At 61.7% G+C, this 25,104-nt stretch carries 14 protein-coding genes; 9 read left to right on the plus strand and 5 right to left on the minus strand.

What is annotated here, in order from left to right; all coding sequences use genetic code 11:
• The first annotated feature begins 9 nt into the window (after window positions 1-9).
• From B0E42_RS07910 to B0E42_RS07925, 4 genes are all read left to right on the plus strand, one after another.
• Window positions 10-10,422, plus strand: a complete 10,413-nt coding sequence (locus B0E42_RS07910) for a hypothetical protein (protein ID WP_077506164.1) — start codon at window positions 10-12, stop codon at window positions 10,420-10,422.
• Window positions 10,423-10,491: 69 nt separating this feature from the next.
• The gene (locus B0E42_RS07915) at window positions 10,492-11,040 is read left to right on the plus strand and encodes a hypothetical protein (protein WP_053179012.1); all 549 of its coding nucleotides are present in this window, start codon (window positions 10,492-10,494) and stop codon (window positions 11,038-11,040) included.
• Window positions 11,031-12,029, plus strand: coding sequence for a DegT/DnrJ/EryC1/StrS family aminotransferase (locus B0E42_RS07920; RefSeq protein ID WP_053179010.1), 999 nt, complete (start codon window positions 11,031-11,033; stop codon window positions 12,027-12,029). The genes B0E42_RS07915 and B0E42_RS07920 overlap by 10 nt, the downstream gene beginning before the upstream one ends.
• On the plus strand, window positions 12,026-13,255 hold the full coding sequence (locus B0E42_RS07925; RefSeq protein ID WP_077506165.1) for a hypothetical protein: 1,230 nt from the start codon (window positions 12,026-12,028) through the stop codon (window positions 13,253-13,255). Before B0E42_RS07920 ends, B0E42_RS07925 begins: the two co-directional genes overlap by 4 nt.
• Window positions 13,256-13,284: 29 nt before the next feature.
• Here B0E42_RS07925 and B0E42_RS07930 read toward each other — a convergent pair whose 3' ends face one another.
• Window positions 13,285-15,246, minus strand: a complete 1,962-nt coding sequence (locus tag B0E42_RS07930) for a methyl-accepting chemotaxis protein (RefSeq protein ID WP_053179005.1) — start codon at window positions 15,244-15,246, stop codon at window positions 13,285-13,287.
• Window positions 15,247-15,516: 270 nt separating this feature from the next.
• On the opposite strand from B0E42_RS07930, the gene B0E42_RS07935 reads away from it, so the two are divergent.
• The 3 genes from B0E42_RS07935 to B0E42_RS07945 are packed head-to-tail and all read left to right on the plus strand — an operon-like array spanning window position 15,517 to window position 18,339.
• Complete coding sequence (locus B0E42_RS07935) at window positions 15,517-16,311, plus strand: MipA/OmpV family protein (RefSeq protein ID WP_077506166.1); 795 nt, start codon at window positions 15,517-15,519, stop codon at window positions 16,309-16,311.
• Entirely contained in the window at window positions 16,311-16,997 is a 687-nt protein-coding gene (locus B0E42_RS07940; RefSeq protein WP_053179001.1) for a response regulator transcription factor, read from the plus strand. Before B0E42_RS07935 ends, B0E42_RS07940 begins: the two co-directional genes overlap by 1 nt.
• 13 nt (window positions 16,998-17,010) lie before the next feature.
• Entirely contained in the window at window positions 17,011-18,339 is a 1,329-nt protein-coding gene (locus tag B0E42_RS07945) for a HAMP domain-containing sensor histidine kinase (protein ID WP_256578279.1), read from the plus strand.
• Window position 18,340: 1 nt separating this feature from the next.
• Here B0E42_RS07945 and B0E42_RS07950 read toward each other — a convergent pair whose 3' ends face one another.
• From B0E42_RS07950 to B0E42_RS07960, 3 genes are all read right to left on the minus strand, one after another.
• Window positions 18,341-18,826 carry an ester cyclase gene (locus B0E42_RS07950; protein WP_053187510.1) on the minus strand — a complete coding sequence of 162 codons (486 nt, stop codon included), beginning with the start codon at window positions 18,824-18,826 and terminating at the stop codon, window positions 18,341-18,343.
• Between the two features lie 64 nt (window positions 18,827-18,890).
• The gene (locus B0E42_RS07955) at window positions 18,891-20,369 is read right to left on the minus strand and encodes an APC family permease (protein WP_053187507.1); all 1,479 of its coding nucleotides are present in this window, start codon (window positions 20,367-20,369) and stop codon (window positions 18,891-18,893) included.
• Window positions 20,370-20,455: 86 nt separating this feature from the next.
• Entirely contained in the window at window positions 20,456-21,949 is a 1,494-nt protein-coding gene (locus B0E42_RS07960; protein ID WP_053187504.1) for an aldehyde dehydrogenase, read from the minus strand.
• Window positions 21,950-22,184: 235 nt separating this feature from the next.
• On the opposite strand from B0E42_RS07960, the gene B0E42_RS07965 reads away from it, so the two are divergent.
• Both B0E42_RS07965 and B0E42_RS07975 read left to right on the plus strand, forming a co-directional pair.
• Complete coding sequence (locus B0E42_RS07965) at window positions 22,185-22,916, plus strand: FadR/GntR family transcriptional regulator (protein ID WP_053187502.1); 732 nt, start codon at window positions 22,185-22,187, stop codon at window positions 22,914-22,916.
• Between the two features lie 107 nt (window positions 22,917-23,023).
• The gene (locus tag B0E42_RS07975; RefSeq protein WP_013693025.1) at window positions 23,024-23,767 is read left to right on the plus strand and encodes a cache domain-containing protein; all 744 of its coding nucleotides are present in this window, start codon (window positions 23,024-23,026) and stop codon (window positions 23,765-23,767) included.
• Between the two features lie 52 nt (window positions 23,768-23,819).
• Here the strand turns inward: B0E42_RS07975 and B0E42_RS07980 are convergent, their stop codons facing one another.
• The gene (locus B0E42_RS07980) at window positions 23,820-25,076 is read right to left on the minus strand and encodes an MFS transporter (protein ID WP_077506170.1); all 1,257 of its coding nucleotides are present in this window, start codon (window positions 25,074-25,076) and stop codon (window positions 23,820-23,822) included.
• Between the last annotated feature and the right edge of the window lie 28 nt (window positions 25,077-25,104).

Raw genomic sequence — 25,104 nt, forward strand, 5'->3', positions numbered from 1 at the left:
AGAAGACAGATGGCCAACAACCCACTGAGCAATCTCGCCGCGGCACTGACTCGCGATGCCGGCGCGCCGATCCTCCTCACTCGTGACTACCTGATCGCAGGCCTGGCGGATGCCAGCGTCAGCGTTTCCGCCAGCCTGGACAGCGACCTCAAGGCGGCCTTCCAATCGACTGTCGCCGGGTTGTCGATAAGCCTGACAGCGCAAAGCGTGCAACCGCTGAACCCCACCAGTCAGACGTTCAAGGTCACCGGAGTCAGTGCACGTTTTCTGCAACAGGACGTCAAGCAGGGACTGGTGCTGACCTTCGGCCTGCGGGGCAGCGTCGGCGCGCAGAGCCTGAGCCTGGAGATCGTCACCACGCCAGCCAGTTGGGGCTGGTCCGATCTGTCGACTTTTGCCACCGGGATCCCCTTCAAGTGGGCCGGGATCAGCAACGCGGTGTTCACCTTCAATGACAGCCTGGGCCCCTGCCAGGGCTTTGCCGCCAACCTGACGCCGCCCGCCCAGCTCAGCAACGCGGTCGCGGTGGTGCAGAACCTGGGGTTTCCGACCCTTGCCCTGCCCTTTACCGGCAGCATGGATTTCGCCAAGGTCGACGGGGTCGACATCTTCATGCCGACCACCACCCTGCAGGCGCCGTTCCTCGGCCCGGACAGCGGCTTGAAGCTGTTGTACCTGAGTGTCGACGCGCCGGTGTTCGGGTTGATCATCGGCCCACCGGAGCTACAGGACGGCGACGATCCTGCGGAGGCCTTCTACGACCAGCAAGTCAGCCTGTACTTCGGCCTCGACCTGAGCCTGACTGACCAACGAGGTCAGTCCATCGACTACCAGATGCGCGCCTTGGCCCAGATCAACAATGGTAGCGCTTTCAATTTCTACCTCGGTCACAGCGACGACGGCAGCGCCCTGCTGACCCCGGCCACGATCATCGGTCTGCTGGACAACAACGGCAGTTTTTTCACCGGGACCCCACCGGTACTGCAGCAGTTTCTGTCAGGGATCGGCCTGCGCAGCCTCAGCCTCAGTGGTGTCACCAGCCCCAGCCTGGCCCTGAGCAGTGCCAGTGTGACCCTGGGCGCCGACCCTACGGTGATCAACATCGAGCACCCTTGGGTTCCCTTGCAGGACCCAACCAACCAGCTGGTTTTCGGCGTCACCGATTTCGAACTGGTGTGGGGCATCAACTTTCTGCCAAAAGGCAGTACCCAGAGCTTTTTGTTCCAGACCCAGTTCCTGTTGCTACCCGAGGTGTTCAAAGGCAAGACCACCGCAGAAAACGGCCTGTTCTTCGTCCAGTTCAACTCCGACCTCCAGTTGCTCGCACGCTTCGACGGCACGGCCAATCTCAACGACCTGATTGCCACGCTCACCCTGGACTTGATCCACATTCCCAAGGGGTTTGTCGATGCCTCGCTGTCCGACGTCGGCCTGAGCCTTGACGTCGGCGCCAAGAGCTACGCCTTCAATGCCGGCTTCGAACTGGACCTGAATCTGTTCACGCTCGGCGGCCAGCCAATACTCTCGGTCACCGACGGCCAGCTCTATATCAGGGCCACCACCCCCACCAGTGCCAGCGGTGTCGCCAATACCCCGCCGGTCACCACTTACCAGGCAGGCATCGGCGGACTGGTCGGCATCGGCCCGTACTTCGCCAACGTCAACGTCGACTATGACGGTACCCAGACCCCGGCCACCTGGAAAGTGGCTGCCCGACTGGCGCAACCGGTGGATGTGCAACAACTGGTCAGCCAGTTCCTCAGCTTCGGTGGTGCCTTCACATTCCCGGATTTCCTGCCCGGCACCCTGCTGGTCAACACCCTTGAGGTCGACGCCAGCCTCGCCACCGGCACCACCCCGATCGACCGCTACACCGTCGCCGGTAGCCTGCGCTGGACCTTCAACCTGGGCCAGGCCTTCAGCGTCGACACCCTGGCCACCCTGAGCCTGAGCTATGACGCCAGCAAACCCGTCCAACAGCAGTACAGTGGCAGCGCCACCACGCTATGGGATTTCAGTTTCCTCAACGACAGCGTGCTGCTGGGATATAGCTTTGCCCCCGACAATCAGGGCAGCAACGCCCAGTTGAGCCTTTCCTGGGAAGGCCTGACGGCGATTTATCAGGTCGACAAGAAAACTCTGACCTTCACGTTGAAAAACTGGAGCCTGGGGCGTCTGATCCAGAAACTCATGCAGTCCCTGGGCGATCCCTACTTCACGCTCGACTCACCCTGGGACGTGCTCAACCAGATTTCCCTCGACGGCCTGTCGCTGATCATCAGCCTGGAAACCAGCAACGGCAACACGCCGACCATCGCCGCCAAATACACCCTGGCGAGCAAGATCGACCTGGGTTTCATGAGCATCGACGGCCTGGTGTTCGAACGCAAGAAGGTCGACGGCGTCGACAAAATCACCCTGGGCATCGACGGCTCCTCGGTGTTCAAAGGCAACAATCCCCAGGAGCAACAGGACTGGAGCAACCTGCTGGATCCACAGAAAGGCCAGCCCGTAGACAAACTGCCATCGGTTCCGGGCCAGGGTACGGACTACTTCAGCCTGCCGTTGCTGGTGCTCGGCCAACGTGTAGCCATCAGTGGCTACGACAGCTTCGCCAACACCAAAGCGGTGATCGACGCCTTGAAGAAGGTGCCTTCGACGACCGGTTCCAGCAACCCGCTGAACCCTGGCGACAGCGGTACCAAGGGCACGCCGTACTACAACCGCAACAGCGACTGGCTGATCGCCGGGCAACTGTTGCTGCTCAAGACCGGCAAGGACTGGACCGTCGATCTGATGCTGGTGTTCAACGACCCCAACCTCTACGGTCTGCGCCTGGCGCTGGCCGGGGAAAAGGCCAAGGCGCTGGGCAATCTGGTACTCGACATCCTCTACAAGAAAATCACCGATGATGTGGGCGTTTACCAGATCGAATGGACCTTTCCCGACAGCATCCGCAACCTGAACTTCGGCGCAGTGTCGATCGTGCTGCCGGAGATCGGGGTCAAGATCTACACCAACGGCGACTTCTTCATCGACATCGGCTTCCCCTACAACCTCGACTTCACTCGCTCGTTCTCGATTTCCGCGATCGTCTATGGAGTACCCGTGTTGGGCGCCGGTGGTTTCTACCTGGGCAAGCTGTCGTCGGTCACCGCAACTCAAGTACCGAAGACCACCCAGGGCACCTTCGACCCGGTGATCGTCTTCGGCCTGGGCCTACAACTGGGGCTGGGCTACAACTTCGTCAAGGGGCCGCTCAAGGCCGGCTTCGCCCTGACGGTGTTCGGCATCCTGGAAGGCACCATCGCCGCCTTCCACGCCTATCGTCCGTCCACCGCACTGGTCCCGGCCAACAGCAGCGTCCAGGACGACTACTACTTCAAGATCCAGGGCACGGTCGGGGTCATCGGCCTGCTCTACGGCAGCATCGATTTCGCCATTATCTCGGCGGCGGTCAATGTGCGCATCACACTGTCGCTCTCCCTGACCTACGAGAGCTACAAGCCAATACCTATTGCCGCCCGCGCCACGGTGGAAGTCAGCGTCAAGGTCAAGATCGACCTGGGGCTGTTCAGTTTCAGCATCAGCTTTTCATTCCATGCCGACGTCTCGGCACGTTTCGAGATCAATGCCCTCAACAGCGGCCCGGCCCCCTGGGCCGAGCCGACCCTGCAGCTGGCACGCCAGGCCCGGCATCTGCAACTCGCCAGCCAACGACGGGCCACCACGCCCAAGGCAATGTCGGTGTCGCGCAGTGCAACCAAACCGGTATTGAACCTGTACGCGACACCGCAATTCACCGTGATATGCAACGAGGGCGTGATCAGCTACAGCGGCCAGCAAGGTGCTTTTGTGTTCCTGTTGACCATGGACGCACCGTCCCCGACTCAACAGACACGGCAGGCGGATGGCTCCAGCAGTTTCGAGCGCCTGTGCGCCGATTACCTGCCGTGGCTGATCGGCACCCTGGGTTCAGCCAGCAGCGACCGGGACACCCTGGCCGACATCCTCGGCACCCTGGTGGACAAGGCCCTGTTGGAAGTGGACATCGAACGCCTCGCCGACTTGGCCAATCCGCCGTTCGGCATCAGCGAGTTATTGACGTTCCTGTCGTCCTTCGACGTCAGCATCACGTTGCCCGACGCCACCAACCAGGCGCAGATCAAGCAGGTGCTGGAAGCCGGTTCGGTGCTGTTCCCGGTCTTCGACGGCCTGTCCCTGGAGGTGCCCCTCGCGAACGCTGGTAGTGCGACCTTGGACTTTCTCCAGTACGTGGGCACTAACAGCACCTACCGCAGCAACGTCGCGCAGTTGTTCAAGGAACTGGCGGCCGTTGTCACGTCCAAGGACGACAGCCGTCCGCCGGCACTGCGGGCCACGGGCGATGACAACGAATCCATGGCCGCCGTGATTTTTACCGATGCCTTCATGGTCATCGGCCGACAGCTGTTGCAGGTCGCCCTCAATGCCTTTGACGATTACGCCTATGCCACGGCGAACGGCAACTCCATCGAACAGATCCTGCAATGGACCAATGACGCTCGTGGCAACAGCCTGACCCTGGACGATATTGTCCGGCCCAACGCCGAAGTCGCCTTGACCCTTGGGCTGACCCTGAATATCCCGCTGCCCGCCTATACCCTGCAAAGCAGCGACACCCTGGCAACCGTCGCACGGGCCTGGTCCGACAGCGCCGTGCCAGCACGTTGGACGACCACCGCCCCGGGATTGATCCTGGCCAATGGCAACTCGACGGTGATCGCCGCCAATCAACTCATCAGCCTGTTGGTGGGCAACGACATTCACCAATACACCACCGGCCCCGGGGAAACCTTCAACAGCCTGGCCAGGGCCCTGGGTGTCGACCTGCCAGTGCTGGCCCAGGACAGCGCGCTCTACGACATGGCCGGCCTGCTGTTGCCCGGCCAACCGTTGCTGCTGCCGACCCTGGCGTACCAGACCGCCGCCGGCGACAGCCTGAACAGCAGTGGCGCACGCTTTGGCGTGAGTGCCATGACGCTGTTCAGCGACCCGCTGTCCGGCAATTTCAGTGTCGGGCCACTCTTCGCCACGCCGCAGATCACCCTGACCACGCTCAATAGCCTCTTTACCGAGGACCTGTGGACCGTGGTCGTGGGCACCGATCAACTGGCCCAATTGGCAGGCATGCTGTCGCGTTTCCTAGCCTATGGCCTGCGCCTGCCGTCGAACCCGGCGGGCATGGGTGGCCTGAGCCTGAGTGCGCAGTTCCTCTACCCAAACAACCAGAGCGCCTATGGTCTCTATCAACTGACCGGCCAGCAGTTCCCCACGCCAACCGACCAGGTGCCCGGCACCGACTTCCCCATCAGCTTGAGCCGGGCCGCCAGCAGTCATGGCGTCGACTTGTCGTTCGTGCAGATCGCCGGCGGCAGCAGCGGTTCGATGAACCTGAACCAGGCCTACAGCAACCTGTCCGTGGTGCTGGCCTACGCACAACAAGGCAAGTTCCAGCCGGCACCGAGCATCAGCCTGCTGCCGACGGTGGCCCGCAGCCCGAAAGACTATGCAGTGAAAAGCGTGTCCCTGTGGTCGACCGCCGACCTCCAGCAGTTGCGTGACCTCTGCCAGCCGGGTCTGCGTGCCTCAACCGAAGAGGCCCCCAGCGTCCAACCCATGCTCTGGTCCCTGCCGGATGGCCTGGTTCGCCTGATCAATCAGCGGGTGGGCAGTCTCGCCACGCAACTGCCCGATCTCTCGCAGCAACTGCCCTACTTGCCGGCCTTCACCCCTTGCGAAGTTTCAACCGACCCCGCGACCCTGGAAACCACCCACCGCGAAATAGCCTCCTACAGCTATGCGACCCGGGTCGACTTCACCATCAAGCGGCTGCCCCAGGCCGAGCCCGACGTCATCGCCAGCAGTGGTAGCAGCGTGTCCTATACCTACCAACTGCTGGGTCCTTCGGCCACCGATGCACAGTTGCTGGAACGCCTGTTGAGCGCAGTCGACGAGTTGGGTACGTCAATCATCAGCGGCCAGTTTCTGCTCATGCCCCAAGGCAACGCCAAGGCCAGCAACCTGCTGAGTCAGGCCCAGAGCGACTTCCTCGCGTTCCTGACCCAGACCAACCTGTCGACCGAGACCAACCCGCCACCCGACTTGATGGCCCCGCGCATGGCCGACGACGCCGGGCCGCGCGGCATCCTCAATCCACCCCAGGAAGTGGTAAAACTGCTCTGGGAACTGTCCACCGTCCGTTCGGGCGGCTACTACCTGAGCTATTACGACGTGATCGCCAGCAGCGGGTTGCCCGACGGGATTTTCGACGACAGTGGCACCGCGACCCTGACCCTGGTGGCGACCTATCCGAGGGAGGCCCTGCAAGGCCGCCTGTGCAACTTCATCAACGCCTTTGTCACGACCGATACGGTGATCCAGCAAGGCAGCCACATGACCCTGCGCTCGGCGAGCACCGTCAACCCCAGCCAGCCGACCCGCGCCAGCGACAGCCTGGAAAGCCTGGCGACGTTCTACGGTATCGGCTCCGGGCGCATTGCCGAACTCAATCCGGGCGCGACACTGACCACCCACGCACAGGTGCCGATCGACGGCATCATTCACTTGGTGACACCGGCGGACTCCACCGCTGGCAATGGCCAGCCCGCGGCCATCCTCGACAACCTGGCCCGCTACTACTCGGTGGGGGCGTTGCAACCGGTCACCGCCGCGCAGATCGCGGCCCTCAACCCCGGCGTCAGCGCCGCCAGCAGCGTGGCACTGTTCATCCCGGCACTGGTCTATCTCGTCGACGGCAGCCTTGCACCGGGCAACAGTCTGCAATCCCTGGCCGACTATTACGACCTCGATCTCGATGCACTGGCGGTCGGCGCCGAGCGGGTACCCGGGTTGCTGGTCAGCGGCAGTACATTGGCCCTCGACACCCGGACCTTCGATTTGCAAGCGGTATTCAACCAAGGCAATGCCGCTTTCAGTGTCCTACGCGACAACCCGCCACCGGTGGACTCACCGAGCGTGGACCCGGACGGCTATGCCAATGCCTACCTGTACAACCTTTACTCGGTGCTGTCCGCCGGCATCGACGGCTCGCCCTGGTTCAGCGCCAGCGACCTGGCCCTACCCTTCGGTCCGCAGCGGCCGGACAGCGGCACGGATGAACTCGAGGCGCAAATCCATCGCCGGGCCATGCGCAACCCGCAGAGCCGGCGCGAGGCCCTCAATGCCCTGGCCGACGACAGCCAGTACAACTATCAGCAAACCCTTGGCCTGGCCCGGCGCGCCACCAGCAACGCCGCCCCGCAGCCCACAAACCCAGGACTGCCGGCCGCCTCCGACAATCCCTATCGAGGCGTGGGCAGCTTCGCCCAGGTCAACCTCTCCTGGCTGGACATCTTCGGCAACATCACCGTGACGCCTTTCCAGCAACCGCCGGCCGGCTACAGTGGCAGCCTCAACCATCCACCGCTGCCGTTACGCTACAACGATCGCCTGATTGCCCTGTCGGCCTGGCCCAATACCCGCAGCTTCTACACCTATGAAGCCGCTGCCGGTGGCGCGCAACTGGTCATCAGCCTGAGCCTGGACACCTCCAGCTACGACCCGGCCAGCGGCGGCGACATCAAGGTCCAGGCCGGCAAGGACCTGGAAATGTTCAGCCTGATCTACTACCAGTTGAACCAGTCCTACCAAGGCTTGAGCCTGCCTTGGTGCCAGGGCCGCGCCGTCAGCGTGGAACTGGTCAACAGCCTGTTCGCCCAGCCACTGAGCCGGCTCGACGACAGTCAATCGCAACCGTTGCTGGACTACATCAACGGGGTGATCCTGTACCTCGGGCAAGTGGTCCTGGGCGCCACTGCAACACCACCGGCCACCGTGCGCTTGTGCCTGGCGGTGGATATCGATAGCCTCGCGCCCGGCTCGATCCTGCCCCTGAGCCTGACCCTCAGCCTGCGTCGGGTCTCGACCCTGGTCGCGCCGGATGTCGCCGGCCTGGAGGGTGGCGTGGCGGTGACCAGCACACTGCTGCCAGTCCCCGATCCACTGACAGCCAGCACCAGTGGCTACAGCTTGTTCGCCGCGGCCTTCGAGGCGCTTTTCCAGCGCTCAGGCGCCTGGCTGACACGGCTCGGCAGCGGCACCGCAGACCCCGGCAGCACACCGGACGGACGCAGCCAGACCCTGTGGGCCACCCGTTTCGCCTTGCAGGATGGCGCGGTCGGCATTCGCTACCGCCTCGATCCGGCGCCGGGCTACTTCGCGGCCCGACCAATCGCCAACAGCCTGACTTCGGACAGCGTGCAGATCGCCCCCACCTACCGGCCGGACCAGCCGTTCCCTGGCAATGACCTGGCGACACTCAACCTCACCGGCGTCGATCAGAACCTCTGGTTCGAGACGGCGCTCAAGGCCATCGATGGCTTCCTGTCACCGACCTATGCCCCCTCGGTGTTCCTGCTCGACACCCTGCTCGGCAGCAAGGACCCGCTCAAGGACGGTAATCTCGGCAAGATCCTCAGTGCCAAGCAGACCCTGGCTGACGATATCGCGTCCACCATAGAACCGGTGCTGTCGGCAGGTCCGCAAGACGGAGAGACCCGGGCCGCGGCGGGTGAAAAACTGCGCCAGACCCTGCTCAACCAGCTGTACTCGGCCTATAGCACCACCGCCATCGTCGGCTTTTCCGTGCAAGGCAGCGCGACCGACCAAACGTTGTCGTTGTACGGCCAGCCGACCGTTTCAGGTTCCAGTCAGTCCACGGCCGGCACCGGGAACGACAACTACGCCTTTGGCAGCGGTCGCATCGGCTTGCAGGCATCGGCCGGCGAAAGCGCTCTGGCGTTTGTCTTCAATTCCCGCAACGAGGCAGCAAGGAGCTATGTGCCGCTGGAGCTGGAATTGCAGATCAGTCACCTGGAACACGACATGGGCAGTGTCCCTGGGATCAGCGGCTACACCCAATCGAACTGGATTTCCCTGATCTCCGGGCCGTTGCGAATCCCCTTGGCTGGAGGGCAGACCATGAACCTGCCGGTGCTGCTGCGGGCCTTGCCTGAACCGCCGACGATCCAGGGCCAGACAGCGACAGCCTGGGCACAGCCGCTGCAAAGTGCCTCGGACCTGAGTAAGTGGACCTACGCTTTCGAATCGCTGTTTCGCGGTACCGCCCAGGACAGCCTCAACGTCGCCATAGCCCTGAACACTCCAACGCTCAACAGTCCGCTGCGCAGCACCGGCAAAAGCCTGGTCACCGCATTGGCCCAGTTCGTCACCGTTTATCCGAGCATTGAAGTGGCCATGCAGCAGAGCCTTACCGGGATCGATGTCGGCCAGCCGACCGATCTGCAAATCGCTGAGGCCCAGCATGCAGTGGAGGCCTTCGTGTACATCGTCCAGGAGGTCACCGATGCCTACCATGCCTGGGCCAGTCCGATCCTGAGCAAAACTGCGTTTGTGCCACCCCAAGCCCTGACCTGCGCGTTCAGCCAGGTGCTCGCCCCGGTGACGATCGATGGGCAAGAGGTGGCCGAAACCCTGCTGCTGGACGTGACCATCAACGATGTGACAGCCAGCTACGATCCACGCACCGGCCGAATCAGCGCCACCCTGGCGCAATTGGACGAGGTCAGCCTGCCGGCCCCACGGGTGGAAATAGATCCGACGCAATACGAGGCGGTGAGCGTCGTCGATCCGGACAACCCCGGGTTGATCGCCTACCGCTATCAGCTCAAGGGCGTCCTGCCAGTCCAGTGGCTCGATTACGAGCAAGCGCTGCTGGTCAACGAGCGTCGCACCAGCCTGCCGGCCCTCAATGTGTTCGATCATCAGGACGCCTGGGCTTCGCTGTCGGTGGAGCGCAATCGCATCCTGTTCCCCGCCGCGGACATCGGTACCCTGCGGACCAACCCGCTGTTCCGCTTTTCCACCCCGATCGTGCGCTTTGTCGACAGCATCAGCCCCCATATCACCCAAGGCAGTTTCTCCCTGGACACCCTGACAGTGGCGAATGCCAGCCTCGTCGATTACCTGGAAGTGTTTTTTGCAGCCCTGGGTTCGGGCAGCAACGGCACCACGGTGCAGGTGGGCATGGAGGGGCGCTACAGCTACGACATCGCCGGCCAGGGGGTCGTCGCACGTACAGTGCTGCCAGCCGCGCTGATGTTGCCGGTGGCCACGTCGCTGAACAGCCCGCCCGCCTTCACCAGCACGTTCAGCCAGGCCATAGATCGCTGGCGCCTGGCCGAACAGGTCACGGTCCAAGGCAACGCCCGGGTCGACCTGACCCTGCGCGCTTTCAGCGCCGACGACCCCGCCCAACTGGCACAGGGTGCATTGGCCTCGGACAACCAGCCGCCGTTGCTGAGCATCGAAAATCTTTGGGTATCGGCCAGCAAGGTTCCCCCGGGACAAGGAGGTCTATGAGACGAAAACGCACCGCGCACGGTTGATGACATTGACAGGCCTTAACTCAAACATATTGGAGTACACCTTATGAACGGACACACCAATCCCTCCTTTGCCGAAGCGACGCCGTTGGGGGCGTCTGACGTGCAATTCATCAATGACCTGCATGAGCTACTGGAGCGCCATGGCAACCTTGATCGCTTCGGACTCTGCCTGCTGCATGATCACTTCGCGGTTGCCGACGACGAGATTCTCCTTGAGTGCAACGATCACGATGCCCGCACCTTGCACCTGGATGTGGTCAAGCGTGCGACCCTGCCAGAAAGCAAGTTCACCAGTTGGCGCATTGGCGGGTCCCGGGCCGAGGCGTTGACCGCGTGCGCCATGGACAAGTGCAAGGTCGAAGCCTTGACTGCTTGCGCCATGGACAAGTGCAAAGTCGAAGCCTTGACCGCGTGCGCCATGGACAAGTGCAAAGTCGAAGCCTTGACTGCTTGCGCCATGGACCACTGCAAAGTCGAAGCCTTGACTGCTTGTGCCATGGACAAGTGCAAGGTCGAAGCCCTGACTGCCTGCGCCGATGACCACTGCAAAGTCCAGGCGCTGACCGCCTGCGCCATGGACAAATGCAAGTAACGCCAGCCCCTGCTGATGGCCAGTGGCGGGCACGGGAAGCCGACAGGCTCCCGTGCTCGTCCTGGCTCGCACAGTTTTACGCGCGCCGTCACGGTGCCTTGGTAGGCAGTGGCACCGCCGCGCTGGAACTGGCGCTACGGCAATTGGGCGCCACGGACGATTGGCGGGTGGCAGTTCCGGCGGCGACCTGCCATCAGGTGGTGGCGGCGGTCCTCAATACCGGCGCGGTGCCGGTCATTATTGAAAACGGTGCCGAGTTACTGCTCAGCAGCGCCGCCCTGGAAGGCCATCAGAGCAGCCTGGATGCGGTAATCGCCGTTCATCAATACGGTTTACCTTGTGATATCCCGGCCCTGCGTCGACAGTTAGGGCACCGGATGCCAATCATCGAAGACAGCGCCGGCGCCTGGGATCTCAATCGCCCTGGCGCTTCACGGGTGGTGACCTCCCTGGGAAGCGGGAAACCGCTGGATATTGGTGGCGGCGGAGCACTGTTCGGTGACATCCCGGTGGATGTCGATATCGACGTGTGGTCGCCAGGCCAACGTTCGCGGCCACGCCCGGCGTCTAGCCCGCCCCTGTCGATCCATGCCCTGCCCGCCCTGATGCAGGCCGTCGCAACGGCCCAGGCACGAACCCAACGGCTGCGGCAGCAGGTGCCCGAGTTATTGGTACGGCTGCGTCAGTATGGCTTGGACCCTTGGGTCAGCCAAGACGGGTTGGCGCCGAGCTGGCAGTTCATCCCGATCCGCACCCGCGATGCCCGTGTGTTCGAGCACCTGCGCTACAGCCCTCATGCCGATCTCCTTGGCGTCTGTGCCCCAGCCGCCCGTGCATTGCGGGAATTACCCATGCTTGGCACTCGTACAGAGGTGGCCCATGGACCGAAGCCCACCTTGGACCTGCACCGCAACTGGATATTGCTCGATCCCCAGGCCGCCCTCGATCATCCGCAGCATCTGGCGGCCTGGGCCGGAGACCTTCGATGAACTCACCCGTCCATGACCTGGCCCAGCCCTTCACTATCGGCCCGAGAGTGCAGCACCTTGGCGACTATGCCGACAGTGGCCAGGCCTTGCTCGAAGAACAACTGCTTGGGGTGGCCAACGCCCGGGTCCTGTTCGCCAACTATGCAGTGATTCGGGCCGATTTTGGCGCTCTCTGGGGATCGTGCGCAGACACGTCCGGGCACGCCGAGATCGACCGTTGGCTGCTGCACAATGCGGCCTTTATCTCCAGCAGCCAAGCCGCAGCGCAAGGCATCAACACCCCGATTGCCCTCGACGACCGCCACGTGCCAGCCTGGCGTCCGCCCCGTTACGGCAGGGCCGCGGTGCTTTGCTTGCCCTTCAGCGACCAGGTGCTCTTCGACGTCAAGGGCATCGGTGTTCCACCGGATGAAGCCCCTGTGCTACCTCACTCCAACGGTTTGCTGACCCTGGCCGAAGCCATGCATGAAGTGCTGATGGAACACCTGGTATTGGCGGCCATGACGCATGCAAAAGAAGCAATCACTCCGCTGCCGACCTATGCCGTTATTGACCTGGGCTTCGATGCTCTGTGGCATGACGGTCGGCCACCTGAACCCGCAGTGTTGTTATTACGCCGACCTTGCACCCGTCCGCGCTGCCAGTGGCAACGTTACTGGCAAGGGGCCGAACTGGCAGGTGCCCTGATGCAGACCGAACTGCTGCTCAGGCGTTATGGCCTGACGGCCAGCAGCTGTGGCGCGGTTCGCTTTCAGGTCAGGCATGAAAACGGGAAACTGCAGGTGCAACGCGACGGCGCAGCACTCAAGGTCAGCAACCCGGTGACCAAGACGCTGGCACAGATACTGGCGAACAACCAAGGCAAGCCGCTGGTGATCGACGGCGTCAATGTGCAACTGGCCGGGCAGTCCAGCGCCAACCCACTGCAATTGCAGATCATGGACTTCGGCCGCTATCGTTTTGCCGAGCACTTCGACCATCACCTATACGCCTGGATCGACGCCGACTACCAGAATCTCAATGGCCTCCACCTGGCGCCTGACCACCCGCATTACATCCAGCCAGACCCGCTGCTCAGCTTGGCAAAAGTCGTCGAAGGGACGGCTTTCGCCGCCCTCCAGCAACACGTCCGAAACTTTCGCCAAACACCTGGGGCCGATGATCTGTGCCAGGCTTTACGCGCCGTCCTGGAGGACGCCTGCCGGACCTTGCATTCAGTTCCCTGACGCCGATATCACGCCAGCACCGCCGCGCTCTAAGCCACCTTGAAGCGATTGACCAACTGTTGCTGATACTCGGCCAGGCGCGCCAGTTCCTGGCTGGTGATTGCTGTCTGTTCGGCACCGGCGCTCACCTGGATCACCAGATCATTGATCTCATTCACGTTGCGATTGATGTCCTCGGACACCGCGCTCTGCTCTTCTGCAGCGGAGGCGATCTGAATGTTGCGGTCGCTGATCGTCGCCACGCCTTCGGCGATCTCCACCAACAACTCGCCCGCTCGCTCGACTTTGCTCGCGCCATCCTGGGCCTTGCCCAAAGTCTGCTGCATGGACAGGGCCGCACGATCGGAGCCGGCCTGCAGATTGCTGATCATCTGTTGAATGTTGCCCGTGGACTCTTGGGTCTTTTGCGCCAGCGTACGCACCTCGGACGCGACCACCGCAAACCCGCGACCATGGTCACCGGCCCGCGCCGCTTCGATGGCCGCATTGAGCGCCAGCAGATTGGTCTGTTCGGCAATGCCGCGAATCACGTCGAGCACCGAGGAAATGGCATCGCTTTCAAGCTTGAGATCACCAATGATCCCCGCGGTCTCTTCGGCCTGCCCGGACAATTGGCGAATCAAGCCGATGGTGCTTTCGATCTCCACCCGACCTTGTGCCGTACTGATATTGACCTGCTGCGACATGTGCGCCGCATCGTTGGTACTTTGCGCCACCTCGCGCACCGTGGCGCTCATCTGATTGATCGCAGTGGCCACCAGCTCAGTGCCTTGGCGCTGCTGCTCGACACTCTCACTGGTCTGGACTGTCACCGTGGAAGACTCTTGCGCTGCGGTAGCCACTTGCGCCGTGGCATTGCCGATTTCCTGCACGACCCCGCTGATCTCTTGCGCCATGCGGTTGAGGTTGCGCGAGATCTGGCCGAACTCATCCCGGCCGTCATAGGTGGCCCTGGCGGTGAGATCACGCTGGGCCAGATCATTCAGGACGCGGTTCACATCGCGCACCGCCAAATCGATCATGCGGATGATCACATACGACAGCACCGTCACCGCAAGCAATGCCACGACGACCGCGCCGATGGTCAGCCACAATGCACGGTTTGCTTCATCGCGCTCGTGGATCGCCAGGCGGCTAACGCTTTCACCCAGGGCTTGTTCCACCTGGCTCATCATGTCGATGCGCTGAGTGGAGAGTTCAAACCAGGCCTCCGGCTTGATGCCCAGCGGCTGCCCCAATGGCACCTCGAATGCCAGGTGTTGCAACTTGTCGACTTCAACCGCAGCGGGTTTCAGCATTTGATCAGTAAATTGTTGAAGTAATCCTGGCTGGGCCTTGCGACGGAACCCGTCGGAATAAGCGGAGAACTCGCCGAGATTGCGGCTAAAGCGTGACAATAACGCCTCATCGAAATGGTCCTGGCTGAACACCAGACCGAGCACGACCCGTTCACGTCCGGCCCGCTCTTTCATCTCGATAAACTGATTAAGGGCACCGAGCGCATGGACAATGCTTGCGTTGTTGATCGTCGCTTCCAAAGAGTGGGTGTAACCGATGAGCGCTTGAATGATCTCGGTATAACGAACACCCGACTCGGTGCTGCTGATACCCAACTTATCAACTTGCCCGCGAATGGCGGGCAACGCGTCCAATGCCCGCAGGACATTGTCCAATTGCGTGCTGCCCGACGCAGACAACCGGCGCACCACCTCGACCGAGGTATTGGCATCCTGGCGCGCCTGGGACATCCGTTCGCCCATGGACTTGCCGCCACTGCCCAGGAAGACCCCACTGGCCCCGCGCTCGCGCTGCAATACCGTGATCAGTTGACTCAACTTCTGCGCCGTGGCGCTGGCAGTCACAGTGGTGTTCATATCGCGTAGTGTCTTGTAGTTATCCACTACAAAGACCCCGGCCAACGTAAGGAACCCCAACAAGGGAAGTAACAGTATCAATAAAAGTTTCAGACGCAGCGGTGCATTCCTGAGCATTTCCGTTCAAGCCTCATTTCATACTGAATTAGTGATGCGTGAACTTATTGTAAAACCGCTGTTATACACGCTGATCCTGAACGATCTTAACGCAATACCAAATAGCCATCACCCCTGATCTTGCACCGCTTGGCACTTATATCGGCCCCGAGGCTGGAATTTGTATTTGCCTTGATCAAGATCAAGCACTCGACAGATAACGGTAAGTATTCGGTAAGAGAAAGTTCTCGACGATGGGCGTGCATTCATCCTGTCCTGTTGGAGAACTCAATGCCTTTGCGCTTAGCCGTTTCGACAATCCCGAGTGTGTTCCTGCTCGCCGTGGCCACTTCAGCGCTGGCCGCACAGGCGACCGAGTCTGATAAGGCCGAACCGTCTTCGTCCTGGGGACTGGGGGTCGGCGCAATCAGCAGCCAGCAGCCCTATACCGGCATCGATCGTGACAACAAGGCGATACCGCTGATCTACTTCGAGAACGAATACCTGCGGGTGTTCGGTCCAAACGCCGAGGTCAAGCTGTCCCAACTCGAGATCGGCGACACCCAGCAAATCGATTTCAGCCTCATGGGCCAGTACGACTTCAGTGGCTACGACGCTGACGACGCGCGGGTCTTCGATGGCATGAGCGACCGCAAAAGTGGCTTCTGGGCGGGGGCCAAAGTGGAGTGGCACACCGGTCTGGTGGACGTGCGCGCCGAGTGGCTCTCGGACCTGTCGGGCAACAGCAAGGGGCAGCGCTTCAACCTGGGCCTGGAGCGAACCTGGCGGCTCGACGACCACATCACCCTCACGCCCCATGTGACGGCGATGTGGCAGGACAAAAAATACGTCGATTATTATTTTGGCGTGCGCAACAGTGAGGCCCGCATCGATCGTGCGGCCTATGATGGCAAGTCCGCCCTCAATACCGAATTTGGCGTCCGGGGAAACTACATGTTCGATAAACACCACTCTCTGTTCCTCGATATCAAAGCGACGAGCCTCGCCAGTGAGATCAAGGACAGCCCACTGGTAGACAGCTCTACCGAAAACAGCGCGCTGTTCGGCTACCTGTACCGCTTCTGATGAGCCGCATTCTGCTGGTCGAGGACCACGAACGATTGGCGCACCTGGTCTGCACGGGCCTGGCGAATGCAGGGATCGCCGTCGATGTGATCAACCGCATGGATGGCGCGTGGGCGGCCATCCAGCGTGTGCCCTACCAGGCGCTGATCCTCGATCGCGGCTTGCCGGACGGCGACGGGCTCGTCTTGTTGAAGCGTCTGCGCAGCGCCGGGCTTGGCATCCCTTGCCTGGTGCTCACGGCGCGGGATGCCCTGCATGATCGGGTACAGGGGCTCGATGCCGGCGCGGATGACTATCTGCCCAAGCCGTTCGCCATGGATGAAATGGTCGCGCGCGTGCGAGCGTTGCTGCGACGCCCCGTGGACTGTCGCCCACTGGCGCCCAGCCATGGCGACCTGAGCCTGCAACCCGACACCGGCAGCATGTGCTGTGCCAATGAAAGCATTGCCCTGGCACCGGCGGAAATGCAGATCATGTTGCTGCTGTTGCGCAAACCTGGAGAGATCGTCCGCCGTCAGACGATAGAGGCAGCAGGCTGGGGCTTGAGCGAGGCGGTCACGCCGAACGCCCTGGACGTGGCCCTTCACCGTATCCGCCGCAAGCTGCTTGCCATCGGCTCCCGCCAACGCATTGTCAACTTGCGAGGTCTTGGTTATGCGCTGCGCCAGGTCGACGTGGCTGAGTAGCCTCAGATTCAAGGTGCTGCTGGCTTATATTGCCGGCGTGGCGCTGAGCATCCTGCTGATCGTATTGACGGCGCTGGCCCTGGTCACCTCCCAGAGCGACATCCTGCTGGTCATGAACATGACCGAGCGCACCCAGGAGCTGGCGGAAAAACTCCAGTTCGATCCTGCTGGACGCCCGGTCGGATTCGATCGCAGCGAGGCCGATCGAATCTGGACCTATGAAAGCATGCAGCAAGACATCGGATACCGCGTGCTGGACGCCTCGGCAAACGTGGTCCTGGCGTCTACCGAAGCAAACTTCTGGCCGGCAAGCACCGCGCTGCATCCTTCAGATCACGAACCGTTCAAGTTCGAGCGCCAGGGCATCCTGATGTATGGCGCCACCGCGCCGGTCGAACACGACGGCAAGACCTGGTTCCTGCAACTTGCCGTCAGCGAACGGCTGATGGACCTCTTCCACGGTGCATTCGCGTTGCCATTCATGGGTGCCGGTATCGTCCTGTTCAGCCTGGTGCTGCTCTTCGTCTTTGCCGCCTGTGCCTATATCACCCTGGGCTATACGCTCAAACCCTTGCGCGAGGTGTCCGAGTCGGCCGCGGCGATCTCGCCTCGCTCCCTGCATTCACGCTTGCAGGTCAGCAGCGTACCGTCCGAAGTCGTGCCACTGGTGGACAGTTTCAATCGGGTCCTCCAGCGCCTGGAAAATGGCTACCGGATCCAGCAGGAATTTCTCGCGACCGCGGCGCACGAGCTCAAGACACCGCTGGCGCTGATACGCGCGCAAATCGAATTGATGGAGGACTGCCACGATCGCAACGCGCTGCTCAACGACGTGGCCCACATGACCCGTCAAGTCCAGCAACTGCTGCTCCTGACCGAAGCCAGTGAGGCCCAGAACTACCTGTTTGCCGAGGTCGAACTGACCGATGTAGCGAGGGAAGCCAGCGACTATCTGCAGCGCATGGCCGAAGCCGCCGAGGTACGCCTGGTGCTGGCGCAGGCGCCTATCTCTACTGACCCATGGCAGGCGGATCGCAGCGCCCTCTTCACCTTGTTGAAGAACCTGCTGGAAAACGCCATCCAACACGCCCCTCGAGGCACCGAGGTTCGAGTGGACATCGGCGCGGATCACCTGAGCGTACGAGACTGGGGCCCCGGGGTGGATCGGGAACAACTGCCGCACCTGTTCGTTCGCTTCTGGCGCGGGGCCCATCGCCGCGACCATGGCGCCGGCCTGGGCTTGACGATCTGTCAGGAAATCGCCCAGGCCCATGGCTGGACACTTTCTGCCAGGAGAGCCGAGCCTGGTTTGTTGCTACAGCTCTCGCGGCGGGAACATTGATCTACCAGCCGAGCTGCTTGTTGAAACCCAGGGCGTCATAGTAGTCGTGCTGCGTGATGATCTTGCCCTCCTTGAGCCGGATGAAACTCACCCCCTTGAAGCTGAGGGGGCGCTGGGTGGCCGGCGTCTCGGTGCTCCAAGGCCCGGTATTGTGTCCCTTGAATTCCCATTCGAAGGCAATGCTTTCACCGTTGACGATCGGCTCGCCCAGCATCGTCCATTGCAGATCCGGCACTGCGTGCATGAACACTTCGATCACCTGGGTCTTGGCATTTTCCCGGCCGACCTGCGGTGTCCCCACCGAGGCGTCGAGGAACTCGCCGTCCTCGGTGAAGTACTTCGCCGCAGCCTCCGCATCGCGAGCGTTCCAAGCTTTCATATAGTCATGGATCACACCCAGGGTATCGTTTTGACTGGCTGCCAGAACCCCATGGCTGGCCAGAATCAGGAGCAACCCAAACAGCATCGAATGGATTCGAGACATCATAGCGTTCACCCTTTTCTCATCAGAGGATTTGCCTGCCGCGCCCGGCGGCAGGCCGTCATGTCGCTTAGTTTTTTTTCCAGGCATCGGAAGCCGGGGCGGTACCTTTCTCGTAGGGGCGAAACAGGACCATGTAGACGAGGCCGACGAAGATCACGATGGCGCCAACCAACACGATGCCGTAGTTCACATACCACGGCGCGTCTGGCATACGCGGCCAGGACATATTGACGATGGCGAACAAGCCATAGCAGAGCGCAGCGATGTTCACCGGCCAGCCCCAACGTCCCAAGGTGAACTGGCCATTGGGTGTCCAGCCCCGGAGACGGGCGTACATCACACCCCCGACGATCATCTGGAATGCCAGGTAGATACCGATGGCGGCAAAACTCACCACCAGCGCGATGGCGTTCTGAAGATAGAAACCGACACACACGATGATCGCCGGCAGCACCCCGCAGACCATCAGGGCGGCGGTCGGCACATGGGTGGCCGGGGAGATTTTCTTCAGCACGCCACTGCCCATGAGCATCTCGTCTCGGGCGTAGGCATACAACAAGCGGCTGGCGGATGCCTGCAAGCTCAGCACACAGGAAACGAACGAAACCGTGATCACCGCCATGACCACCCGCGACATGACCGGACCGAACGCCGCGCCGAATATCGTGGCCATGGGGTCCTTGTCCTGGCCGGAAACAACGGCGGCAATATCAGGCACGGCCAGGATCAAGGCCAGGGCGGCAAAGATCGACGCGGCACCGCCGATCCAGATCGTCATTCGCATGGCCTTGGGGACTTGGCGGCTGGGATTGGGCGTTTCCTCGGCCACATCGCCGCACGCTTCAAAACCGTAGTAAAGGAACATCCCGGCCAGTGATGCGGCCAGGAAGGCCGGCCAGTACTCCCCATCGATGGAGATATCGAACGTGTCGAACAACACGCTCAAGGACTGGTGACGCTCAAAAATCAGCAAATAGCCGCCGATCAACAACGCCCCGACCAGCTCACACAGAAAGCCGAACATAGCCACCCGCGCCAGCAGCTTGGTGCCGCTCAGGTTCAACACCGTCGCAGTAGCGGTCAGGACCAGCGCGACCAAGGTATTGGTGACCGGCGACGGCTCGAAACCCAACAGGTTGGCAATGTAGGGACCGGCGCCCAGGGCTACGGCAGCAATGGTCACGCACAGGGAGATAGCGTAGATCCAGCCGACCATCCAGGCCCATTTTTTCCCCACCAGGCGACGGGCCCACGGATAGACACCGCCGGAGATGGGATATTGGGACACCACTTCGCAAAAAATCAGGCACACCAGCATTTGCCCGAACCCCACCAGCAGGTAGGACCAGAACATGGGCGGCCCGCCCGTTGCCAGGCACAGGCCGAACAATGTGTAGACGCCGACTACCGGCGATAGGTAGGTGAACCCGAGGGCAAAGTTCTGCCACAGGCTCATGCTACGTTCGAAACTCGAGGTGTACCCGAGGGCACGGAGTTGCTCCGCGTCCTGGTCCACGGCTGCCGTGGAGCTTATTGAGCTGTTCATTGCGCCATCCTTCAAAAAGGAATTCGTTGAGTAAGCGTCAAGCAGGCAGAACCATTCCACCCGTAACGTGGTTCACCAGAAATGCCTCAGAGCTGTATCCAGGTGGCCTTGATCTCGGTGTATTTATCGAAGGCATGCAGGGATTTGTCGCGGCCATTACCGGACTGCTTGTAGCCACCGAACGGCGCCATCATGTCGCCGCCGTCATACAGGTTGACCCAGACACTTCCGGCGCGAAGTGCGCGGGCCATGGTGTGGGCGCGCGACAGGTTGGCCGTCCAGACGGCTGCAGCCAGCCCGTAAGGCGTGTCGTTGGCGATGCGCACCGCATCCTCGGCTTCGTCGAATTCGATCACCGACAGCACCGGGCCGAAAATCTCTTCCCGGGCAATTGTCATTGAGTTGCTGACATTGTCGAACAGTGTCGGCTCCACGTAGCTGCCGCCGGTTTGCTCCAATGCCACGCGCCCTCCCAGCAACAACTGGGCGCCTTGATCCTGTCCTTGCCGAATGTGTTGCAACACCCCTTCCAGGTGGCGCGCGTCCACCAGCGCACCGACATTGGTGTCGGGATCCAGCGGATGGCCTGGCTTCCAGCCTTTTAAAGCCTCGACCACCATCGGCACGAAGTGCGCCTTGATGGAAGCCTGGACGAGCAAACGTGAACCGGCGGTGCACACCTCGCCCTGGTTGAAAGCAATGGCGGCCGCTGCCGCTTCGGCGGCTGCCTGTAGATCTGGGGCATCTGCGAAGACAATGTTCGGACTCTTCCCCCCCGCCTCCAGCCAAACCCGCTTCATGTTCGACTCGCCCGCATACACGAGAAGTTGCTTGGCCACTCGGGTGGAACCGGTAAACGCCAGCGCATCAACGTCACCGTGCAAGGCCAGGGCCTTGCCCACCGTGTGTCCATAGCCTGGCAGCACATTGAGCACACCGACCGGCAACCCTGCTTCCAGGGCAATCTGTGCGATACGAATAGCCGTCAGCGGCGAACGCTCTGAAGGCTTGAGAATCACCGAGTTGCCGGTCGCCAATGCCGGCCCCAATTTCCACGAAGCCATCATCAACGGGAAATTCCACGGCACGATGGCAGCGACCACCCCGACCGGCTCCCGCGTCACCAGCCCGAGCTGATCTACCGCCGTCGCGGCCACCTCATCGTAGATCTTGTCGATGGCCTCCCCGCACCAGCGAATGCTATCGATGGCGCCGGGCAGGTCGACCGCCAGCGAGTCGGCGATCGGTTTGCCCATGTCCAGCGTTTCCAGCAGTGCCAGCTCTTCGGCGTGAGACTGCAAGAGGTCGGAAAAACGCAGCATGACCGCCTTGCGCACTGCCGGTGCCTGACGCGACCAAACGCCGGAGTCGAATGCCGCCCGGGCGCTGGTCACGGCCAGCTCGGCGTCCGCGGCATCGCAACTTGCAACCAGGCCCAACAATCGCCCGTCCACAGGACTCACGCATTCAAAGGTAGCGCCTGAACTGGCAGGCCTGTATCGCCCGTCGATAAAGGCACGGCCCTCGATGTCCAGCGCCTTGGCTCTGGCTTCCCATTCTGCTCGGGTCAAGTGACTCATGATTGAAGTGCTCCTGGGTTCGGATGAATGCGATCTCGGCTTGCTTAAACATATGGAACCATATCTTTTAATCCATGAGAACCCCAGGAAAACCAAATTCAGCCAGGTTTTTTTGACTTTAACGCCTTTTCGCCCCTAGAATTCCGCGCCAATGGCCCCTGAAAATGCCTTTGAACTATGAAATAGAATTTTTTGAGTCCAGGCGTCGACGACGCCGCCAATGAATGAAACGACCATGAGCCCTACATCAAGTCTCATACGCCTCAGTCAGGAAGGGAAAACGGAATCCGTCACCCGCCGCCTGGTTGAAATGATTGACCTGGGGTTGCTGGTCGAAGGTGAACAGCTCCCCAGCGAAAGCACCCTGGCCACCCAACTCGGCGTCGCCACGGTCACCCTGCGCGATGCGTTGGCTGCCTTGCGAGAGCGCGGGGTCATCGAAACCCGGCGTGGACGCAACGGCGGCAGCTTTATCTGCGCCGCCCCACAAACCACCGATCAGGCGTTGTTCGATCAATTGCGTGAAATGAGCACGCTTGAATTGCGTGACCTGGCCGACGAGCACGCAGCCATTTCAGGCGCCGCCGCCCGCTTGGCAGCCCAACGCTCCGGCCCTGAGCAACATGCGCGGCTGGGTGGCTACATCGATGCGCTGGCCAAGGCACAAGAACGTCTGGAGCGCCGACGTGCCGACGCCAGGTTCCACATCGAAATTGCCGTGGCGTCGCAGTCGGTACGGCTGACCCACAGCGAGGCCCGCTTGCAGGCGGAACTGGGGGAGTTGTTATGGTTGCCATTTGATGAGCAACCGGATCCCCAAGTGATCGAGCGGGAACACCGGGCGATTCTGGAGGCCATCATTGCGAACGATGCCAATCTGGCGGGGGCACTGGCCGAAGCCCATGTTGCTCGCGGCGTCCGGCGTTTGACCGCCATACGCTTGCAGCAGATGGCGCAAGATGCCTGATGACTGGAACAGATCTTGCTCGACAACTGACTCCAAACACCGCCCGACAGCCTGTCCGTGTCGCCAGCAAACACCGCACTGTCCCTTCCGAGGCATGAGTTAGAGCCATGGATAACGAAATGTCAGCAAATGGGTTATCCCAATGCGCAACGTTGATCAACGCTTCCATTGGTAACGTCTTCAAGGGTCTCAACGACCTGGGCGCCCAGGTATCGAGCATTTGGGAACGGCAACGGTGCAAGACCAGGCGCCCCAATCAACGCGACCTCAAGCCATTGTTGGCTGGCGTCCGGCAGATCCTTGACTCCGAGAGTCTCAAGTTTCATGGCGCTGGCGTGGTTTTCGCCCCTGGTGAGCTGGAAGATTGCGAGATGCACCTGCAGTGGTGGTGCCGGACCCAGAACGAACAAGTCCAGCCTTTGCAGCTGAATCTCGATAGCCGCAGCGATCGTTTCTACGATTACCTGCACATGCCTTGGTACACCCGTCCGCAGCAGACTCGCCAGCCCTCCATAGACGGGCCTTTTGTCGACTTGTATGGCACCGAGCAGTACATCGTTGCCTTCTCCGTGCCGATTTTTTTCGATGATCGCTTCATTGGCGTTGCCGCCGCCGACATCTCCCTGCACTCGTTGGAACCCTTGCTCGTGCGCAGCCTGATGAGAGTCAGCAATGAAGCGCTGTTGCTCAATGCCGAAGGTCGAGTATTGGCAGCTAATACGGCGAGCTGGTTGGCCGGTGATTTGATACGAGGCGTGCTGAACCAGGACATGGACCAAGGGCGCGTTTTGAGCCTCATCGACACCTCGTCCTATTGGAGTGTCGTGGAACGGCCGGTACCCAGGCTCTGATTGCCGGTCGCCATCGCGAGCAAGCTCGCTCACACATAGGTGATACGCAGGCTCAGGCGACCCCGCCGTCAGCGACCGTAAGCGTGCCGGGCTGTGGGGCGCGGCTGGGCATGAAAGTCTCGGGCATCGCCAGCAACAGACCAAATGCCAACGCAGCAATCGCTGCCAGGGTCAGGAACGCCGCGCTGTAGCCAGCCCCTTGCACCACAAAGCCGGCCAAGCTGTTACTCAACGCCGCGCCGAACCCGAACACCGTCGACAGCACCCCGAGGCTGACGTTGAAACGCCCGGTGCCCTGGGTCAGGTCCTTGACCACCAAGGGGAACAGCGCGCCAAACAGCCCGGCACCGATCCCATCGAGCAACTGCACCGCTACCAACCAATAGGGGTCGTCCGAGAGCACGTACAACACACCTCGAATGGGCAGGATCAGGAAGCCGGCCAGCAACAACGGCTTGCGTCCCCAGGCATCGGCCTTGACGCCGACCAGCCACGCCATGGGCACCATGACCAATTGCGCCGCGACGATACAGGCCGACGTCAGCGGCGTGGCCAGGTGTGCATTGGCCTGGGCGAGTTTCTGGCTGACCAGCGGGAGCATCGCCGCGTTCGCCAGGTGAAACAGCCCGCAGCAGATGGCGAACAGCAGCAGCGTGCGGTTATCCAGCAACACGCGCAGCGCCGAGGGCGTCGGGCCCTGCACCGACTGGCCGGCCTCCAGGCCCCGGGCCACGTCATGGTCGATGGCCTCGGCGGACACGCAACTGACCGCCACGATGCTGGCCAATGCCATCGCGGCCATCAGGTAGAACACCGCAATGGGACCGAACAGCCAGGCGAACCCACCCGCCAGCAGCGCTGCGCAGGCATTGCCCGCGTGGTTGAATGTCTCGTTGCGCCCAGTGCGCCGCGTAAAGGCCTTGGCGCCAGTAATGCCTAGGGAAATCGCCGCGATCGCCGGCGCGAAGACCGACGCCGCCACGGCGCCGAGCGCCTGGGTCAGCGCCACCAGGCCGAAGGAAGACGTGAACGGTAGCACCAGGCAACCCAGCGTCAACATCAAGGCGGCCACAGCCACCACGGCACGTTTGCTGCGCACCCGGTCGATCAGCGCTCCGGCGGGCGCCTGGGCAACGAGCCCGACCATCGCCGCCACTGTCATCACCACGCCAATGCTGGCCGGGTCCCAGCGATGCACCGCCAGCAGGTAGATCGCCAGGTAAGGACCCAGCCCATCGCGTACATCCGCGAGGAAAAAATTCAGGCCATCCAGGGAAAGGTTGTTACGTCGGTCTCGGTTGCGATCCATAGCGGCCTCGACGGGCATTGCCCCAAAG

The organism is Pseudomonas sp. A25(2017), from assembly GCF_002001065.1.
In the GTDB taxonomy this organism is placed as follows: domain Bacteria; phylum Pseudomonadota; class Gammaproteobacteria; order Pseudomonadales; family Pseudomonadaceae; genus Aquipseudomonas; species Aquipseudomonas kilonensis.

What these genes read in the sequence shown, in the direction of transcription:
- B0E42_RS07940 (WP_053179001.1), top strand. Translation starts at nt 16,311, where the DNA reads ATGAGCCGCATTCTGCTGGTCGAGGACCACGAACGATTGGCGCACCTG.
- B0E42_RS07965 (WP_053187502.1), top strand. Translation starts at nt 22,185, where the DNA reads ATGAGCCCTACATCAAGTCTCATACGCCTCAGTCAGGAAGGGAAAACG.
- B0E42_RS07930 (WP_053179005.1), bottom strand. Translation starts at nt 15,246, where the DNA reads ATGCTCAGGAATGCACCGCTGCGTCTGAAACTTTTATTGATACTGTTA.
- B0E42_RS07980 (WP_077506170.1), bottom strand. Translation starts at nt 25,076, where the DNA reads ATGGATCGCAACCGAGACCGACGTAACAACCTTTCCCTGGATGGCCTG.
- B0E42_RS07920 (WP_053179010.1), top strand. Translation starts at nt 11,031, where the DNA reads ATGCAAGTAACGCCAGCCCCTGCTGATGGCCAGTGGCGGGCACGGGAA.
- B0E42_RS07925 (WP_077506165.1), top strand. Translation starts at nt 12,026, where the DNA reads ATGAACTCACCCGTCCATGACCTGGCCCAGCCCTTCACTATCGGCCCG.
- B0E42_RS07975 (WP_013693025.1), top strand. Translation starts at nt 23,024, where the DNA reads ATGGATAACGAAATGTCAGCAAATGGGTTATCCCAATGCGCAACGTTG.
- B0E42_RS07960 (WP_053187504.1), bottom strand. Translation starts at nt 21,949, where the DNA reads ATGAGTCACTTGACCCGAGCAGAATGGGAAGCCAGAGCCAAGGCGCTG.
- B0E42_RS07950 (WP_053187510.1), bottom strand. Translation starts at nt 18,826, where the DNA reads ATGATGTCTCGAATCCATTCGATGCTGTTTGGGTTGCTCCTGATTCTG.
- B0E42_RS07935 (WP_077506166.1), top strand. Translation starts at nt 15,517, where the DNA reads ATGCCTTTGCGCTTAGCCGTTTCGACAATCCCGAGTGTGTTCCTGCTC.
- B0E42_RS07915 (WP_053179012.1), top strand. Translation starts at nt 10,492, where the DNA reads ATGAACGGACACACCAATCCCTCCTTTGCCGAAGCGACGCCGTTGGGG.
- B0E42_RS07910 (WP_077506164.1), top strand. Translation starts at nt 10, where the DNA reads ATGGCCAACAACCCACTGAGCAATCTCGCCGCGGCACTGACTCGCGAT.
- B0E42_RS07955 (WP_053187507.1), bottom strand. Translation starts at nt 20,369, where the DNA reads ATGAACAGCTCAATAAGCTCCACGGCAGCCGTGGACCAGGACGCGGAG.